Origin of the sequence: Mycolicibacterium iranicum (assembly GCF_002101705.1) — a bacterium.
Taxonomy (GTDB): Bacteria; Actinomycetota; Actinomycetes; order Mycobacteriales; family Mycobacteriaceae; genus Mycobacterium; species Mycobacterium iranicum.
Genome location: NZ_LQPC01000010.1, coordinates 1 through 18,095 on the forward strand (window position 1 = coordinate 1; position 18,095 = coordinate 18,095).

General features: G+C 65.3%; 15 protein-coding genes. 9 read left to right on the forward strand and 6 right to left on the reverse strand.

The features are described from left to right. The 4 genes from AWC12_RS01865 to pcrA form a co-directional block, all read left to right on the forward strand. On the forward strand, nt 1-938 hold a 938-nt coding region (locus AWC12_RS01865; RefSeq protein ID WP_085171953.1), incomplete at its 5' end, for a C39 family peptidase. Nucleotides 939-1,045: 107 nt separating this feature from the next. Beyond that, nucleotides 1,046-1,510, forward strand: a complete 465-nt coding sequence (locus AWC12_RS01870; protein WP_133057295.1) for a hypothetical protein — start codon at nt 1,046-1,048, stop codon at nt 1,508-1,510. Between the two features lie 398 nt (nt 1,511-1,908). Beyond that, a complete protein-coding gene (locus tag AWC12_RS31825; protein ID WP_165762753.1) occupies nt 1,909-3,378 on the forward strand; it encodes a hypothetical protein in 1,470 nt (489 codons plus the stop codon). A 122-nt stretch (nt 3,379-3,500) separates the two neighbouring features. Further along, nucleotides 3,501-5,852 (forward strand): DNA helicase PcrA, encoded by a 2,352-nt coding sequence (gene pcrA / locus AWC12_RS01880; RefSeq protein WP_085171957.1) that lies wholly within the window; start codon nt 3,501-3,503, stop codon nt 5,850-5,852. Between the two features lies 1 nt (nt 5,853). On the opposite strand, the gene AWC12_RS01885 is transcribed toward pcrA, so the two are convergent. Together AWC12_RS01885 and AWC12_RS01890 are read right to left on the reverse strand one after the other, a co-directional pair. Further along, entirely contained in the window at nt 5,854-6,468 is a 615-nt protein-coding gene (locus AWC12_RS01885) for a hypothetical protein (protein WP_085171959.1), read from the reverse strand. Beyond that, nucleotides 6,469-7,524, reverse strand: coding sequence for a M23 family metallopeptidase (locus AWC12_RS01890; RefSeq protein WP_024448425.1), 1,056 nt, complete (start codon nt 7,522-7,524; stop codon nt 6,469-6,471). Between the two features lie 263 nt (nt 7,525-7,787). Here AWC12_RS01890 and sucC point away from each other — a divergent pair, with 263 nt between their 5' ends. Next, a complete protein-coding gene (sucC, locus tag AWC12_RS01895; protein ID WP_024448424.1) occupies nt 7,788-8,951 on the forward strand; it encodes an ADP-forming succinate--CoA ligase subunit beta in 1,164 nt (387 codons plus the stop codon). 14 nt (nt 8,952-8,965) lie between these two features. Further along, on the forward strand, nt 8,966-9,868 hold the full coding sequence (gene sucD, locus AWC12_RS01900) for a succinate--CoA ligase subunit alpha (protein ID WP_024448423.1): 903 nt from the start codon (nt 8,966-8,968) through the stop codon (nt 9,866-9,868). 166 nt (nt 9,869-10,034) lie between these two features. On the opposite strand, the gene AWC12_RS01905 is transcribed toward sucD, so the two are convergent. Continuing rightward, on the reverse strand, nt 10,035-11,900 hold the full coding sequence (locus tag AWC12_RS01905) for a S9 family peptidase (protein WP_024448422.1): 1,866 nt from the start codon (nt 11,898-11,900) through the stop codon (nt 10,035-10,037). A 212-nt stretch (nt 11,901-12,112) separates the two neighbouring features. Between AWC12_RS01905 and AWC12_RS01910 the strand changes: the two genes are divergently transcribed. Next, a complete protein-coding gene (locus AWC12_RS01910) occupies nt 12,113-13,639 on the forward strand; it encodes an acetyl-CoA acetyltransferase (RefSeq protein ID WP_024448421.1) in 1,527 nt (508 codons plus the stop codon). Here the strand turns inward: AWC12_RS01910 and AWC12_RS01915 are convergent. The 3 genes from AWC12_RS01915 to AWC12_RS01925 all read right to left on the reverse strand — a co-directional run bounded on the left by AWC12_RS01915 (nt 13,636) and on the right by AWC12_RS01925 (nt 16,258). Further along, complete coding sequence (locus AWC12_RS01915) at nt 13,636-14,196, reverse strand: hypothetical protein (protein WP_024448420.1); 561 nt, start codon at nt 14,194-14,196, stop codon at nt 13,636-13,638. The two genes, AWC12_RS01910 and AWC12_RS01915, sit on opposite strands and share 4 nt — an antisense overlap. After that, the gene (locus AWC12_RS01920) at nt 14,196-15,338 is read right to left on the reverse strand and encodes a DUF4185 domain-containing protein (protein WP_085171961.1); all 1,143 of its coding nucleotides are present in this window, start codon (nt 15,336-15,338) and stop codon (nt 14,196-14,198) included. The genes AWC12_RS01915 and AWC12_RS01920 overlap by 1 nt, the downstream gene beginning before the upstream one ends. Before the next feature lie 71 nt (nt 15,339-15,409). Continuing rightward, on the reverse strand, nt 15,410-16,258 hold the full coding sequence (locus AWC12_RS01925; RefSeq protein WP_024448418.1) for an LLM class F420-dependent oxidoreductase: 849 nt from the start codon (nt 16,256-16,258) through the stop codon (nt 15,410-15,412). Between the two features lie 133 nt (nt 16,259-16,391). On the opposite strand from AWC12_RS01925, the gene AWC12_RS01930 reads away from it, so the two are divergent. Next, the gene (locus tag AWC12_RS01930) at nt 16,392-16,928 is read left to right on the forward strand and encodes a hypothetical protein (protein WP_085171963.1); all 537 of its coding nucleotides are present in this window, start codon (nt 16,392-16,394) and stop codon (nt 16,926-16,928) included. Then, on the forward strand, nt 16,897-18,051 hold the full coding sequence (locus AWC12_RS01935) for a type III PLP-dependent enzyme (protein WP_085171965.1): 1,155 nt from the start codon (nt 16,897-16,899) through the stop codon (nt 18,049-18,051). Before AWC12_RS01930 ends, AWC12_RS01935 begins: the two co-directional genes overlap by 32 nt. The last annotated feature ends 44 nt before the right edge of the window (nt 18,052-18,095 follow it).

Below are 18,095 nucleotides of genomic sequence, written 5' to 3' on the forward strand. Positions count from 1 at the left end.
TGGATCCGGCTCCGGTGACGCGGGTTCCGTCGTTGGGTCGGGCGGCTGCTGGTGTGGATCGGGATCGGTTGTTGACGGTGCGGGTGCAGCCGCGGGTGGTGCCGGTGGCGCCGTCGTCGCCGTCCTCGCCGGTGGTGCCTGAGGCGATTGGTTATGCGGGTTCGTTGACGTTGACACGCCGTGATCTGGAATTGCAGGCGACCTACGGCGACCCAGCCAAGGCAGCCAGGTACTGGCAGAAGCAGAATTCGGGTGACTGTGTGCTGATGTCGGTGGCCGGCGTCATCGGGATCCTCACGGGCAAGGCCCCGACCGAACCTCAAATCGTTTACCGCGCGATGAACCTGCTCAGCGTTCGATCGCAATTCGCGGGCAAGATGATGTACCGCGGCATGCGCGATAACTCGAAGGGCGCCTTTTACGAGGATGCACGTAATCTCTTAAAGGAGTACGGCATCGACTCCAAAGAGCCTCATCGGTTCGGCACTTGGGGCAATCCGGACATGGCCTATGCGGACGAGGCTCTGGAGAAGCTCAAGTCAGATCTTGCCGATCCCGACAAGGCCATCATCGCGTCGGTCTACAGCCAGATCTTGTACTACAAGGCGATTACCGGGTATCGAGTCAGCCCGCCGGAGCCGGGCCACCTCTCGAATCACGCCTTGGTGGTGACCGGCTACGACACCGAGACCGACACTGTCATCGTCAACGATTCCGCAATGTCATGGCTGAACTCCGAAGGCAAGCCATGGGGGCAGGGGTGGCGAATTCCTCGCGAAGTGTTCATGGAGGCGTGGAGCAAAAGCAGTTTCATGACTGTAGTCGCCGAACGGCCCGATAACCCGACGATTCCGCCGTCGGCATGGAAGAACCTGCAGCCTCGCCGCGACTCCGTAGCGCTGACCACTGCGAAAGAGACGCCGCGTCGGTCGCGGTAGTCCCGATCGAAATCACAGCCATGGACAGTGTCTTACTCGTAGTCGCGACGACGATCGGTCGACTCAGGGGTGCGGCGCCTCGCGAGGCTCGAATCGTCTACGAGGCCATGAACAGTCCGAGTGTGAGCAAGCCGGGCAGGAAGATGTACCGGGGTCTGAGAACCGATGACACCGTGTCGATCGACGATGCGCGTGTCCTGTTGCAACAGCACGGAATTGGATCGGTTGCCACGACCTACGACACCGGTGCACAAGCTCTGCGGGCTTTGAGCGACGCTCTCGTCGATGACTCGAAGGTCGCGATCGTCCCTGTCGAGGGCGGTCACGCGGTGGTGGCCGCCGTGGACTCCCGGTCTCATACCGTCCGGTTCGACCACAGCTACCCGGCGGCCGCGGTAAGCGGTTCGCTGCCGCGCGAACTCTCATTCGACGGTTTCGTGAGCTCTTGGGGCGCAGCGCGATTCGGGCTTGTCGTCGCCGAACTGGCCGGCGAAACCGCCTCCCCGCCGAAGCCGTGGACCACGCTGGGTCCTCGCCGCGAGGCGGCCCGGCGCCGAGGGGTGGTCAAGTAGCTGGCGCTACCACATATTCGTTTGCTGTGTGCACGGCGGAGTTAGCCAAACGGCGATCTTTCGGTTAGGCCGGGCTCAACAGATGGCGATGCTCGGTCAGTGCCGTCGATTCGTCCGACCATGAGATGCTCAGCACCAAATCGACTGCATAATCAACTGGCGTTCAACAGATTTAATCCCAATCTGCACGTCGCTAGACATGCTGTCTCTTTCGTCTCAGTGCTGCCCAAGGCCAAGAATGCGTCTCGCTGGATCGCTGTTCATGAAATATTCGGCAGCAATATTCGCATTTGCAGGACACATTGCTGAAAGCAGCCATACATTCTTCCTAACCCAGGAATTTTGGGGGCTTCACGTGCATCGCCAGGGGGCGGTCCGGAAAAACGGAGGGGTACCAAGTGGGTAGACACCGCATGGCTCGGGAATCACATTCGTCGAAGGGTTCGGTCGCTCGCTATCTCGCGGCCGGCGTCTTCGGATCCGCGATGGTCGGGGCCGGCGTGGCGCTCGCGGCCGCGCCTGACACCGAGGTCACGACGCCGGTCGAGATGGAGGTGGAGCTGCTGTCGACGGAGTCGACTGCTCCCGAATGCCTTTCCGGCAGCGTCACTGCGGACGGCTGTGGATCCTTCGTCGGGTCGAGCGGCGCACCGACACCTCTGGCCCTCGCGTCTGCCAACCCCGTCCTGCGCCCCATCATCGGGCCCGGCGGCTGGCTGATCGGCAACGGCCTCGATGCCGCCGAGGATTGCGAAGGCAACGCGTGCCGCGGCGGCGACGGCGGCCTGCTGTGGGGTAACGGCGGCGACGGGCGCTACGGCTACGACGGCGGCAATGCGGGCTTCCTGTTCGGCGATGGCGGCGACGGTGGTGGCGGTCTCGACGCCTTCTACCGCGAGGGCACGGGGGAGAAGCTTGCCGCCACCGACGGCGGGCGCGGTGGTCGTGGTGGCTTCCTGTTCGGCAACGGCGGTAACGGTGGCGACGGCGGGTCCGACGAGAACCTGTTGGATGCGGATGACCCGGAGGACAACGACGCCGAGGGCGCCAAGGGTGGCAACGGAGGTGGCGGCGGCCTGCTCGGCGGCGAAGGCGGAGACGCCGGATGGGGCGGGGATGCCCACTCGTTCAACGGCGACGCATACGCGGGAGACGGCGGTGTGGGTGGCTCGGCTTCGATGGGTAGCGGCGGCTGGGGCGGTGACGGGGGCAACGCCGAGTCCGAATACGGCAGCGCCTATGGCGGTTGGGGCGGCAACGGCGGCATCTCGGTCAACGGCAACGGCGGCAATGGCGGCTGGGGCGGCGACGCCGCAGCGTACGAAGACGGCGAAGAAGCTGTTGCCGGCGACGGCGGCAAGGGTGGCGCGACCACCATCGGCGACGGTGGTGATGGCGGTAACGGCGGGTATGGCAATCCCGACGACGATGCCGATGCCAGCGGCGGTTTTGGTGGCAACGGTGGTTCCACGCTCGTCGGCATTGGCGGTCACGGCGGCGCCGGCGGTGACGCCGCCCCGATAAATGGCAACGGCGAAGGAGGCAAAGGCGGCAACGGTGGCAACGCCGGTCTCGCGGGAACCGGAGGTGACGGCGGCGCCGGCGGCGAGGCCTACGTCTTCGGCGACGAAGAGGGCGAATCCGACGGCGACGCCACCGGTGGCGATGGCGGCAACGGTGGCCGCGGCGGGTTCGTCGCGGGCGAGGGCGGCGACGGCGGTGACGGGGGTGACGCGACCGTGCCTGATGCCGGCACCGGATCCCCGAGCGCAGGCGTCGGTGGCATCGGCGGTTCCGGCGGACTGGCGGGTACCCGCGGCGACGACGGCGCGGATGGCACGGCCGGCCGCGAAAGCGACGACGATTAACAGGTGACGACACGACCTCCGGGTGAAGGGCCGACCCCTTCCCCGGAGGTCTCGTCGTTTTCTGGGGCAAAACTCCCGGTGGGCCGAACCTGTCTGCGGTCAGCGGTAAGTTTGGGTGCGACATGAGTGTGCACGTGACCCTGAACGACGCGAACCTCCTTAAAGAGGATGCCAGGCCGATGTCCGGCGACGACCTTCTCGAAGGCCTCAATTCTCAGCAGCGCCAGGCGGTGCTGCACGAAGGCTCACCGCTGCTGATCGTGGCGGGCGCAGGCTCGGGGAAGACGGCTGTGCTGACCCGCCGCATCGCCTACCTACTGGCATCCCGGGAGGTCGGCGTAGGCCAGGTGCTGGCCATCACATTCACCAACAAGGCCGCCGCCGAGATGCGCGAGCGGGTGGTCGGGTTGGTGGGGCCGCGGGCGCGCAACATGTGGGTGTCGACGTTCCACTCGACGTGTGTGCGGATCCTGCGCAATCAGGCCTCACTGTTGCCCGGCCTGAACTCCAACTTCTCGATCTACGACGCTGACGATTCGCGGCGCCTGCTGATGATGATCGGCAAGGACATGGGGCTCGACACCAAGCGGCATTCGCCCCGGCTGCTGGCCAACGGCATCTCCAACCTGAAGAACGAATTGATCGGACCGGAGCAGGCCGCGGCCGAGGCCTCCGAGGCCGAGGACGATCTCGCCCGCATCATCGCCGAGGTGTACGGCGAGTACCAGCGCAGACTGCGCGCCGCCAACGCGTTGGATTTCGACGATCTCATCGGTGAGACAGTCGCTGTGCTGCAAGCCTTTCCGCAGATCGCCCAGTATTACCGGCGCCGGTTCCGGCACATCCTGGTCGACGAATACCAGGACACCAACCATGCCCAGTACGTTCTGGTGCGCGAATTGGTGGGCACCGAGACGGTCGACGGTCTGGCACCGGCCGAGCTGTGTGTCGTCGGCGACGCCGACCAGTCGATCTACGCCTTCCGCGGTGCGACGATCCGCAACATCGAGGACTTCGAGCGCGACTTTCCCAACGCCACAACCATTCTGCTCGAACAGAACTACCGGTCCACGCAGAACATCTTGAACGCCGCGAACGCGGTGATCGCCCGCAATGCCGGTAGGCGGGAGAAGCGGCTGTGGACCGATGCAGGCGAAGGTGAGCTGATCGTCGGGTATGTCGCCGACAACGAACACGACGAGGCGCGTTTCATCGCACAGGAAATCGACGCGCTGTCCGACTCGATCCCGGACTTCTCCTACAACGACGTCGCCGTTTTCTATCGCACCAACAACTCGTCGCGCGCGATCGAAGAAGTCTTCATCCGCGCCGGCATACCGTACAAAGTCGTTGGCGGAGTGCGCTTCTACGAGCGCAGGGAGATTCGCGACATCGTCGCCTACCTGCGAGTCCTGGACAACCCCGGCGACTCGGTGAGCATGAGGCGCATCCTCAACACCCCGCGCCGCGGTATTGGTGACCGCGCCGAGGCGTGCGTGGCGGTGTACGCGGAGAACACCGGCTCCAACTTCAACGATGCGCTGGTTGCCGCTGCAGAGGGCAAGGTCCCGATGCTCAACACCAGGTCGGAGAAGCAGATCGCCGGCTTCGTCGCCCTGCTCGACGAATTGCGCGGTGGCCTCGACGGTGAACTGGGCGACCTCGTCGAGACCGTTCTCGACCGCACCGGCTACCGCGCCGAACTCGAGGCATCCAACGACCCGCAGGACCTTGCCCGGCTCGACAACCTCAACGAGTTGGTCAGCGTCGCACACGAATTCAGTACCGACCTGGCGAACGCGAAAGCCCTCGCCGAAGAGGAAACCGACCTCCAGGACGAGGACGTTCCCGACACCGGTGTGCTCGCCGCATTCCTGGAGCGGGTCTCCCTCGTCGCCGACGCCGACGACATCCCCGAACACGGGTCGGGCGTGGTGACGATGATGACGCTGCACACCGCGAAGGGGCTGGAGTTCCCGCTGGTCTTCGTGACCGGATGGGAGGACGGCATGTTCCCGCACATGCGCGCTCTCGGCGACCCGATGGAACTCTCGGAGGAGCGGCGGCTGGCCTACGTGGGGATCACCCGCGCCCGACAACGCCTCTACCTGAGCCGGGCCAAGGTCCGCTCGTCGTGGGGCCAGCCGATGCTCAACCCGGAATCCCGATTTCTGCGCGAGATTCCGCAGGAGCTCATCAACTGGCGCCGTACCGAGGCTCCGTCGTCGTACTCCGCACCTGTGGGCAACGCGGGCCGGTACGGCACGCCGCGTCCGTCCCCGTCACGGCCGGCTGCCGCGAAACGGCCTCTGATCGTCTTGGAGCCGGGCGATCGCGTCACTCACGACAAGTACGGTCTCGGCCGCGTTGAAGAGGTCTCCGGCGCCGGGGAGTCCGCGATGTCGCTGATCGACTTCGGCAGCGCCGGTCGGGTGAAGCTGATGCACAACCACGCGCCCATCAGCAAGCTCTGAATCAGTCCGTGCGGGCCCACCGCGCCGTCGCGGGCAATGCCGCAAGGACGATGGCCGTGAGCGGCAGCAGCGGCAACGCGTAGACCGGCGCGGGCAGCTTCGCGCCGGCGACGAACAAGCTCGCGAAGATGAGCACGGCGATCACCGCTCCGACGACGATCAGCAGTCGCGCGGTCCGTCGGCGCAACAACAGCGCGACGACGCCGCTGATGGATGCCGCGGCTGACACGGCAGCGAGGAAGCCGACGGCAACGCAGAACAGAGGATCGGTAGCCCACCACCCGGTGATCAGGTCGGTGGCGATCACGCCGCTGGCCCAGCCGGACAGGATGCTCAGGACCGCGGTGGCAATGGCCGATCGTGGATCACTCCGAGCGCTGCGTGGCGGTCCGACGGCGATGGGTTTGGCCCGCGGAACGTATTGGGTAATTGGTTCTACGACGACGGGCTGGGCCCCGGTGGGATGACGCCGCAAGATGCTTGTCGGCGGGTCGGCATTGGCCGGTAGGGGAAGGGGATGCGAGCCGGTATTCAGCGGCGCGCGGCGCAGAATCCGGGTGCTGGTGTCGTCCTGCTCTGAGGACGGGTCGGTTTCAGGAGGTGGATCGCTGGCCACTCAGCCAACGTAGCCGCCGGGGGACAGCCCCCGCTTGGCCAGCCAGCCGACCGGATCGACTCGGTCGGTGCCGTTGAGGTGGACCTCGAAGTGGCAGTGGGGGCCGGTGGAATTGCCGGTGTTGCCCATCTTGGCGATCTGGTCACCGGCCATCACGCGCTCACCGACGGTGACGAGGATGGAGCTGTTGTGCCCGTAGAGGGTGACCGTGCCGTCAGCGTGACGCAGTTTCACCAGGTTCCCGTAGCCGCCCTCCGAACCCGCGGCGATGACGACGCCGTCGGCGGCAGCCAGAATGGGCGTGCCGATCGCGTTGGCGATGTCGATGCCCGCGTGCAGCACGCCCCACCGATATCCGAAGCCGGACGTCCACACACCGGTGGTCGGCATGACGAACTGCGGCTTGGTCAGCCTGGCCTCGCGCTCGGCGCGCTCCTGCGCGAACGCGGCAGCCTTGGTGATCTCCTCGGCGTGGATCGCCGAGTTCGAGGCCGGGGCCACGGAGACGATCTGCATGCCGTCCACGGAACCGGTGACGACGGTGCCATCGCCGAGCGTGGTCTGGTCGGAGGCGAGCACCGTCTCGGCGGGAGCCTTCGCGGTGTTGTTGGTCATCGTGTAGGCGCCGGCCGCCGTTGCTCCCACGGCCATCGCCGCCACTACGAGCCGACCCTTAACGGGCACTTCAGGCTTGCGATGCGCGCCTTTGCGGCCGCGCATGTCGATGATGTCCGTCTTTGCTGTGCCGTCGCTGACGTCGGTATGACTGTCGCGGTAGGCGCGATCGGAAGCGCGGCGCCCCTCGCTCGGCTCCGCGCGGAACTCCGTGGGCACAACCAGACGAAGCGGGGTCAGATCGTCGGTGTCGTGCAGATCGTCGAGCTCGGGCGCGTAGATGACTTGCGTGTCGCGGTCAAAAGCCGCGTGCGACAGGAACTCCAGGTCGTCAAAGCCGCCGAGGTCACCGAACTCGTTGAACGGGATGATGTCGGTGACTTCTGAAGGGCCAGGCGCCGCTAAGGCCTCGCGGGAACGAGGCAAACGATGCTGAGGCAACCTGAAACGTCCTTAATGTCCGGGGAGTCATCGTGACCAGTCCGTTATATAGACCACAGGACGTTAACCAAATTCCAATCCTGGTGGCAACCCGAGACCTTATTCCAAGCACGAATGTGACTTGAATCACGATGCAGCCCACGGTGAGATCGACCACATGATCGGGGTGCGATGACAACGGTTTGCACCCGTGTCGATACAGTCACCCCGAGCCCATCGGGCCGTACCTCTAGCCGCTCACAGACAGGGATGTTCCGGATTCCATGGACCTCTTCGAGTATCAGGCGAAAGAGCTGTTCGCCAAGCACAACGTTCCCACCACGCCCGGCCGGGTGACCGAATCCGCCGAGGACGCGAAGGCCATCGCCACCGAAATCGGCAAGCCCGTCATGGTCAAGGCTCAGGTCAAGGTCGGCGGCCGCGGCAAGGCCGGCGGCGTCAAGTACGCCGCAACCCCTGACGACGCCTTCACCCACGCCCAGAACATCCTGGGCCTCGACATCAAGGGTCACGTCGTCAAGAAGCTGCTGGTCGCCGAGGCCAGCGACATCGCCGAGGAGTACTACATCTCCTTCCTGCTGGACCGCTCCAACCGCACCTACCTCGCAATGTGCTCGGTCGAGGGCGGCATGGAGATCGAAGAGGTAGCAGCCACCAAGCCCGACCGCCTCGCCAAGGTGCCTGTCAACGCGGTCAAGGGTGTCGATCTGGCATTCGCCCGTGAGATTGCCGAGAAAGGCCACCTGCCGGCCGAGGTGCTCGACGCCGCCGCGGTGACGATCCAGAAGCTGTGGGAGGTCTTCACCAAGGAGGACGCCACGCTCGTCGAGGTGAACCCGCTGGTGCGCACGCCTGACGATCAGATCCTGGCGCTCGACGGCAAGGTCACACTCGACGCGAACGCCGACTTCCGGCAGCCCGGCCATGCCGACTTCGAGGACAAAGACGCCACCGATCCGCTCGAGCTCAAGGCCAAGGAGAACGACCTCAACTACGTCAAGCTCGACGGCGAGGTCGGCATCATCGGCAACGGCGCGGGCCTGGTCATGTCCACGCTCGATGTCGTCGCCTACGCCGGCGAGAAGCACGGCGGCGTCAAGCCCGCCAACTTCCTCGACATCGGCGGTGGCGCCTCGGCCGAGGTGATGGCCAACGGTCTCGACGTCATCCTGGGCGACAGCCAGGTCAAGAGCGTGTTCGTCAACGTCTTCGGCGGCATCACCTCGTGTGACGCGGTGGCCAACGGCATCGTCAAGGCGCTGGAGATCCTCGGCGACGAGGCCAACAAGCCGCTGGTTGTGCGCCTCGACGGCAACAACGTCGACGAGGGTCGACGCATCCTCGCCGAAGCCAACCACCCGCTGGTCGTACAGGCCGAAACCATGGACTCCGGCGCCGACAAGGCCGCCGAGCTGGCCAACAAGTAAGGGAGCCAACAACTATGTCTATCTTCCTGAACAAGGACAGCAAGGTCATCGTCCAGGGCATCACCGGTGGCGAGGGCACCAAGCACACCAAACTGATGCTCAAGGCCGGTACCCAAATTGTGGGCGGCGTGAACGCGCGCAAGGCCGGAACCACTGTCAAGCACGAAGATAAAGATGGCAACGAGATCGAATTGCCGGTGTTCGGCACGGTCGCCGAGGCGATGAAGGAGACCGGCGCTGACGTGTCGATCGCGTTCGTGCCGCCGGCGTTCTCGAAGGACGCCATCATCGAGGCCATCGACGCCGAGATTCCGCTGCTGGTCGTCATCACCGAGGGAATCCCGGTGCAGGACAGCGCCTATGCGTGGGCCTATAACGTCGACAAGGGCGAGAAGACCCGCATCATCGGGCCCAACTGCCCCGGCATCATCACCCCCGGCGAGTCGCTGGTCGGCATCACGCCGAACAACATCACCGGCAAGGGCCCGATCGGCCTGGTGTCGAAGTCGGGCACGCTGACCTACCAGATGATGTACGAGTTGCGCGATCTCGGCTTCTCGACCGCCATCGGCATCGGCGGCGACCCGGTCATCGGCACCACCCACATCGACGCCATCGAGGCGTTCGAGAAGGATCCCGAGACCAAGTTGATCGTGATGATCGGTGAAATCGGCGGCGACGCGGAGGAGAAGGCCGCGGCCTACATCCAGGCCAACGTCACCAAGCCGGTCGTCGGCTACGTCGCGGGTTTCACTGCGCCCGAAGGCAAGACGATGGGCCACGCCGGTGCGATCGTCACCTCCGGCGCGGGTACCGCCGCCGGTAAGCAGGAAGCGCTGGAGGCTGCCGGTGTGAAGGTCGGCAAGACGCCGTCCGAGACCGCTGCCAAGGCGCGCGAACTGCTGAAGAACCTGTAAGCACGTCGCACGTCGCACGTCGCACCTCGCACGTCGCACCGCGAGCGCGCGTGTCTGTACGGCGACACGCCGTCGGATCGCGTACAAGTGCGCGCGCTCGCTGCGTACCGCTAGAGCAAAAGCCCCCGGAAGTCGTTCATTCCGGGGGCTTTTCGCATCTGCGGCGCTACAGGTGCGCGGCGAGGAACTTCTCGACGGCGCGATACATGTCGATGTTGTTGTCGGGGTTGACGAACCCGTGTCCCTCGTCCTCTTTGACCATGTACTCGACCTCGACGCCGCGGGCACGCAGCGCCGCCACCATGTTGTCGGACTCGGCCTGCACAACGCGAGAGTCATTGGCGCCCTGCACCACCAGCAGCGGGGTGCGGATCTGGTCGACCTTCGTGATCGGAGAGCGGGCCAGCATGTCGGCCTCCTGCTCCGGATCCGACGGATCGCCGACGTAGAGTCGCCAGTTGTTGGCCAGGAACCGGCGGCCGACATCGGGCAGCGTTCGCATGAAATTCGGCAGGCTCGAGATCCCCACGTAGTCGATGGCCGCGGCAAAGACGTCTGGTGTGAACGTCACCCCGACCAACGCGGCGTAGCCGCCGTAGGAGCCGCCGAAGATCGCCACCCGGTCGCGGTCGGCGTAACCCTGCTTGACGGCCCAGTCCACCGCGTCGATCAGATCGTCGTGCATCGTGCCCGCGAATTCTCCGATGGCGGCTTGTGTGAAGGCCTTCCCGTAGCCGGTGGATCCGCGAAAGTTGACCTGCAGCACGGCGTATCCGCGGTTGGCGAGCAATTGCACATCGGGTTGGTAGGACCAGACGTCGCGCGCCCACGGGCCGCCGTGCACCAGTAGCACGAGAGGAAGGTTCTCGGGCTCCCGCCCGACCGGCAGCGTCAGGTACCCGTGCACGTCCAACCCGTCGCGCGCGGTGATCGTCACCGGCGTCATCGGGGCGAGCGCGTCAGGGTCCAGGTTCGGGTAGGGCCGGAACAACAGTCGGCTCTCGTCGGTGGTGCGGTCGTAGAAATAGGTGACGCCGGGCTCTCGGTCGTGCGTGAAGCTGACCACCCAGCGTTGTCCGCTGTCATCGCAGGAGATTCCGGACAGGTCGCCGTCGGACAGGTCGGTGAGCTTGTTCAGCACCGCGGCGAAGTCATCGTCGAACGCGTGGATCACCTGCCGCTCACCGTAGTAACGGGCGCCGATCAGTTCGCCGGTCTGCTCACTGAGGATCAGCGGGTACGGCAGCATGATCTGCCCCGCAAGATCGAGGGTGGGGTGACTGTCCACCTCGGTCTCCTCGCCGGTGGTCACGTCGACACGAACCAGTCGCAACCGGTCACTGCCCTCGTAGGAACCCAGCCAGAGGCCCTGGCCGTCGGGCGAGACCGCGATGGGGTGGATGCCCAGCGGATAGTCGCGTCCCGCGTACACCCGGATCGTGCGCAGGGTCTTGGAAGCCGGATCCCACTGCGAGATCTCCACGTCGCCCTCGGCGGTCAGCGTGTTGGTAAACAGGTCGCCGCCCGGCCCGGGAATCCACGCGACGACGGTGCCGGGGTTCTCGGCGAGCAGGGTGAGCTCGCCGGTGGCGATGTCGAGTTCGAACGCGTCGACGAGTTCGGGGTTGCGGGCGTTGTGCTGGACGATGGCCTTGCCGGGGCGGGCCTTGAGTAGTTCGAAGGAGGCACGCACCCGAGGAAACGGGGTGAGGTCCACGGCGGAGACCTCGGGAGCATCGGGATTCACTCGGTACACATGCCAGTGTTCGTCGCCGCCATTGTCCTGCAGGTAGAGAAGCCACCGCGAATCGTGCGTCCATTTGTAGATGTACACGCTGCGCGTCTCGTCGGCGGTCACGCAGCGCGGCTCCTCGTTGCCGTCGACGTCCTGTACCCAGACGTTGAGGCGGTTCTTCCACGGCGCGAGGTAGGCGATCCGGGTGCCGTCAGGCGAGATCGTGGCGCCAGCGCGCACCGGTGGGCTGAAGAATTCTTCGACGGAAATCTGCGGGGGGCGGGTCGTGTCGGTCACGAGGGCCTTTCTGGGTCGACGTGTCACTTAGTGACATGACCCCACCGTGTCACTAAGTGACAAAGCCGTCAAGCGTCGCAGGTGACGGGCGCTTTCGCGCACCCCGACCCGAACTCGAAGTGTGCGCTCCGACCCGACGCGGGGCCCGGGGCCGATTGGCCTTGCTGGAACGTGTTCTATTAGATTCCCGAAGTAATTGGAAGGACGCGAACATGCCAGTTGATCCACGGACGCCGGTGCTTGTCGGCGTCGGGCAATTCACCGAGCGGATCGACGACCCCGCTTACCGGGGGATGTCAGCGGTCGAGCTCGCGACGGCTGCGGCGGAGGCGGCGCTGGCCGACACCGGGGCGGACAAGGCCGAGGTGGCCAAGGCCATCGACACAGTGTTCGGGCTACGGCAGTTCGAGATCTCGGGTCCGATGCCCGCGACGCTGGGCAAGTCCAACAACTACCCGCGATCGGTCATGAACCGGTTGGGAGGCGACCCGGCCCGCGTAGTCCTGGAACCCGTCGGTGGTCAGGGCCCGCAGAAGCTCGTCACAGAAGCGGGGAATCTGATCGTCGCGGGCGACGCCGACGTCGTCATGATCATGGGTTCCGAACCGGGGTCCACGGCGAAGTACTTCGCAGATCGCGACGACAAACCTGACTTCACCGAGAATGTCGACGGCCAGCTCGAAGATCGCGGACATCAGATCTACAGCTACATCGACGAATACACCGTCACGCACGGTCTGACCGGTGCGCCGGTGCAGTACGGGCTGCTCGACAACGCGCGCCGCTCCCGCCTCGGGCTCGGGGTCGCCGAGTACCGCCACCAGATGGCGCAGCTCTTCGCGCCCATGTCGAAAGTGGCTGCCAAAAACCCGTTCTCGTCATCCCCCGTTGAACGGTCGGTGGAGGAAGTGGAGACCGTCACCGACGAGAACCGGATGATCTGCGACCCGTACCCTCGGCTGCTGGTGGCGCGTGACACCGTCAATCAGGGTGCAGCGGCGGTGCTCATGTCGGTCGAGGCGGCCCGCAGAATCGGTGTGCCCGAACAAAAGTGGGTGTATGTGCACGGCACGTCGGACCTGATCGAGCAGCCGCTGCTCGCGAGAGCCGACCTCGGTGCCAGCCCGGCCGCCGTCCATGCAGCCCACGAAGCCCTCAGGGTGGCAGGCTTGGCCGTGGACGATATCGCCACCTTCGATCTCTACAGCTGCTTCCCGTTTCCTGTCTTCGTCATCTGCGAGGCGCTCGGCCTGTCGTTCGACGACCCGCGTGGTCTCACGCTCACCGGGGGACTGCCGTACTTCGGTGGCCCCGGGAACAGCTACTCGCTGCACGGTATCGCCGAGACGGTCACTGCGATGCGGGACAGGCCAGGCGCATTCGGCTTTGTGGGCGCCAACGGCGGCATCATGAGCAAGTACTCGGTCGGCATCTACTCGACCGAGCCGGCGCAGTGGCCGACGTCGCGCAGCGCCGAACTCACGGCGCAGGTCGCAGATTTGCCGAAGGTCGCCGTGAACAAGACACCGGACGGCATGGGCACGATCGAGACCTACTCCGTGCGCTACGACTGGCCGGTGCGGACCGGCATCATCGTCGGCAGGCAGGACGACGGCTCGCGGTTCATGGCGACCAGCGAGGACACCGAGCTCGTGGCATTGATGTCCGAGGGAGATCCGTTGGGCGCGAAGCTGACTGTGACGTCAACCGGCAACGGCAACAGGGCCGTCCTGCGTTAGAAGATTGTCGTCTCGGCCGGGGTGATCACGAAGCCGTGGTCGTCGATGCGGCAGGCTACGGTCCCGGCGTCGTCGACGCCGCACACAGCCACGCCATCCAATGAGGTGACCTTGTGCATCGGCGCCAGCGGGGGTGGGGGCCGCTTCTTGTCGGCGGCGAAATCTGGGTCACCGGCCAGGGATTCGATCGTTCCCGGCTCCGCGTATCCCGCGCCCACCGACCAGTCGCCGGGACCTTGTGACGGGATCGGCCCGCGGCAACCGACGTGCTCGAACTTCGGCTCCGGGTAGGCGTTGCTCGCGCAGATGAGGCCGGTGGGTGTCGAGAAAGCGAAACCCTGCACACGCGGCACCATCTGCTGGGCGAACTGCTCGCCACTCTCGGTATAGGCCGACAGATCCGGAAAGCCGGCCGGCGCAGCGTCGGCAGGGCTCGTCGCGGTGGCGGATTGTCGAGAGACATCGCTGCCCTCGGTGGATCCGGTGTCCGGCGTCGGCGAACACCCTGTGAGCGTCGTCATCGACAATGCAACGGCGGCAATGAATCTCGCGATCATCAGTAGGCTCCTAATCCGCGTGTGTCTGAGTTCTGGATCTGGACAAGGTGCGTGCCATACGGCTTCCATAGCGAGATCGACGCATCGATCGAGTCACCGCCGGACAGTGGCGACTGAAAGACGCCGTATGCGCCGGGCTGAGCGGTGACGAGTTGGGGTGGCGACCAGGTAACGCCGTCGGTGGACTTGTACAACTGCGAACTGCGGGTCTGCCAGGTGCCGTCGTCCCAGTTCTTCACATTCATCACCGACGTGTACATCGTGTCGCCGTTGTTGAAGGTCGAGGTCGGGATGGTCGAGATGTCTTCCGCCTGTTTCGGTAGCCGGCCCGGGGTGTTCGGGAACGGGTCATTCACGACCTCGTCCACCACCCATTTCCCGTGCTCGTCCATCCTCCAGAAGATGATGTTGTTGTGGCCACCCTCGGCGGGCCGGGGCCCTGGACCGCCTGTCTCACCCATGCCCACACCGGTGTCGCCCTGAATCGTGAACAGGCGTCCGTCCGGCGTCATCCCCATGATCGACAGATCGGTGTTGGGTACACCGACCCCGCCTTCACCGGTATCGGGATAGCCTGACCCGGCCAGGCTCTGCATCCATTTCAACTGCTCACTGTTCAAGCTGTCGGGGTCGATGTTGCCCGGCAGCGGATTGTTTCCCGGCAGCCACCCGGCGTTGATGGCGCTGATCCCCGTGGACACCGTCTGATCCGTCGTGACGAACGACTCGATGAGTTGCTGGATGATCTTCGTGTAGGACGCGGCGATCGCGACCCATGGCGCCGTGTCGTTCGGCGGCCGTGGCGTAACCACTCCGGCGTCCGAGACGTCGAACAGCGTCGATGCGATGTCGACCCAGGCCAGCAGGACGTCGCGGACCGCGACCAGGGTGCCGCCGCCGGACTTCATCGCGTTGGCCAGTGCCGCCAACTTCTCGTGTTGCCAGTGCTGATGCTGGATGTTGCGGTATGCCGCGGCGACCGCCGCATTCGCCGCGCTGCCCGACCAGTCTTGTTTCAACTGGTTCAGCGCGCGGACCTGCTCGCCGACCAGCTCGTCGAGTGCTGACGCTTTGGTGGCCAAATCACCGCCCGCGTAGACGACTTCCTGCGGGTTCTGCGCGCGGATCACGGAAATCGACATACGACGGACGGGGCTCCTAGCCGGGGTTGCCCATCAGCCTAAGTCGTCCGCCCGGACCCTCCACACACGATTTACGCCAGCGCGCTGAGCTTTCCGGCGAGGCGCTCGACGTAGGCGGCGACGTCGGCTTCGGACTTGTCGGGCAGTCCGAACAACACCTCGGTCACTCCCAGCTCGCGCCAGTGCGCGAGCTTTTCAGGGTCGGGTTTGAAGTCCAGCGCGACAATCTGCGGGGCGCCGTCGCGACCGGCCGCCGCCCAGGTGTCTTGTAACAGCTTCACCGGTTCGTCGATGTTGAAATCGCGGGGCGTGGTGATCCAGCCGTCGGCGGATTTGGCGATCCACTTGAAATTCTTCTCTGTGCCCGCGGCGCCGACCAGCACCGGGATGTGGGCCTGCACCGGCTTCGGCCACGCCCACGACGGCCCGAATTTGACGAACTCGCCGTCGTATTCGGCCTCTTCCTGTGTCCACAGCGCACGCATTGCTTCCAAGTACTCACGCAGCATCGTGCGTCGGCGACCGGGTGGCACATTGTGGTCGGCCAGTTCGTCGGTGTTCCAGCCGAATCCGACCCCGAGTGACACGCGGCCGCCGGAGAGGTGATCGAGCGTGGCGATCGACTTGGCCAGCGTGATGGGGTCGTGCTCGACGGGAAGAGCGACCGCGGTCGACAGCCGGACGCGGGAGGTGACGGCGGCGGCGCCGCCGAGCGAAACCCACGGGTCCAGCGTGCGCATGTAGCGGTCGTCGGGCAGGGATTCGTCGCCCGTGGTGGGGTGCGCGGCCTGGCGTTTGATCGGGATGTGGGTGTGTTCGGGCACGTAGAACGTCTCGAATCCGTGCTCGTCGGCCAGCTTGGCGGCCGAGGCGGGCGCGATCCCGCGGTCCGAGGTGAACAGCACCAATCCAAAGTTCATACCCAGAATTAGAACGTGTTCCAATCCGCGCCCGCAAGGGGGGTACCTGCGCGGGGTCGAGCGGCCCTCCACAAGGAATACGCGTAGCGCGCTACTCAGGACGCGCCTAACGCCGTCGACCACAGTTGCGTGCATGGGGGAGACCAACTCACGGTGGTGGAAAGTGAAGGAATGGGTGCGGCGGTATCTGCCCTGCGAGATCGCGGGTACTGCCGCTGAGTTCGGCGCCGCTGCGCTGACCTACCTCGCCACGGGCTCGCTGGCCCTGGCCGCCGTCGCGGCGACGGTCGGCGCGTCGATCGGGTATTACGCGGCCGCGTACATCAGTGCCCTGCGATGGAGTTTTCGCGACCAGGCGCACCGGCAGGGCGCGCGGCGCGTCGCGGTGTCCAGTCTGCTTGCACTGCGCAGCGTCGCGGTCGAGTTCGGTCCTGCTGAACTCATCGACAGCGTCGCCGTCCGCCCGCTGGCCTTCTATGTCGGACCGATGATGTTCGGCAACGTCCTGGCCGGCTGGATCTTCGGGAAGTTGGTGTCGGACGTGGCCTTCTACGCGTGCGCCATCTTCAGCTATGAGCGGTTCACCGCGCTGCTCGCGAGAAGCGAGGCGCACGCCGAGATCGGGGAGGAGGGTGGCCATGAATCCACGGTGGCGGTCTCGGCTGCGTGACTCTCTGCGGGAGCGTGGCACACGTTGGGAAGAGTTGGCGCACAAGTACGGAACCCCGCTGCTCGTGCTCGAGCCGCACATGGCGGCACGCCGGTTTCGGGAGCTTCAGACAGCGCTTCCCGGGTTCGGAATTCACTACGCGGTCAAGGCGTTGCCGCATCCGATCGTGTTGTCCGCCATCGCCATCTGTGGCGGCGGGTTCGATGTCGCCACACGCGGCGAGATCGACCTGATCCAGCGGCTGGGGCTGCCGGTTCATCGCTGCATCCACACCAATCCGATCAAGAAGCCCGCCGACATCGCATACGCCTATGACGCGGGCGTGCGGACGTTTGTCGTCGAAAATGTCTGTGAAGCAGACAAATTCACCGGTATGCCCAGCGATGTCGAGATCCTGGTCCGGTTGGCGTTCCGAAATCCGACAGCCAAGTCGGACCTTTCGACGAAGTTCGGTGCCGAACCGGCGGATGCCGAGCTGCTCGTCAAACATGTGCTGGCCGCCGGTGTGCAGTTCGCCGGCTTCAGCTTTCACGTCGGGAGCCAGGGCACCTCGATGGCGCCGTACCGCCGAGCGCTGGCGCAGACGCTCGAGCTCATCGCGCATCTGCAGACCGCTGTGGGAGTGCGGACGCGCGTGATCGACATCGGCGGAGGCTTTCCGGTGGGCTACCGGGAATGCGCACCTCCGGTCGGCGAGGTAGGGGAGATCGTCAGCGATGTCCTCGGAACCTCGCACGAATTCACGCTTCTGGCCGAACCGGGACGGTTCCTGGCCGCCGACTGCATGACGTTAATCACGAGCGTGGTGGGGACAGCGGTACGCGACGGGCAGGTGTGGCACTACCTGGACGACGGGCTCTACGGCAGCTACTCGAACGTGATGACCGAGGACGTCCATCCAGCGATCCTGGCGCTCAGCGAGCTTTCCGTCCCAGACGCCAGTCTCGATCTGGTCACTCTGGCAGGACCGACGTGCGACAGCGCCGATGTGATCGCCCGTGACTATCCGATGCCCGATCTCGCTGTCGGTGACCTCGTGATCAGCCCGTCCATGGGTGCTTACACCAGCGTCACCGCGTCACCGTTCAACGGGATCGCCCCGACACCGATCGTGATGTCCTGACGCCGCGCCGGAATTGGGCGCCTTTACGTCACCGCGATCAATAC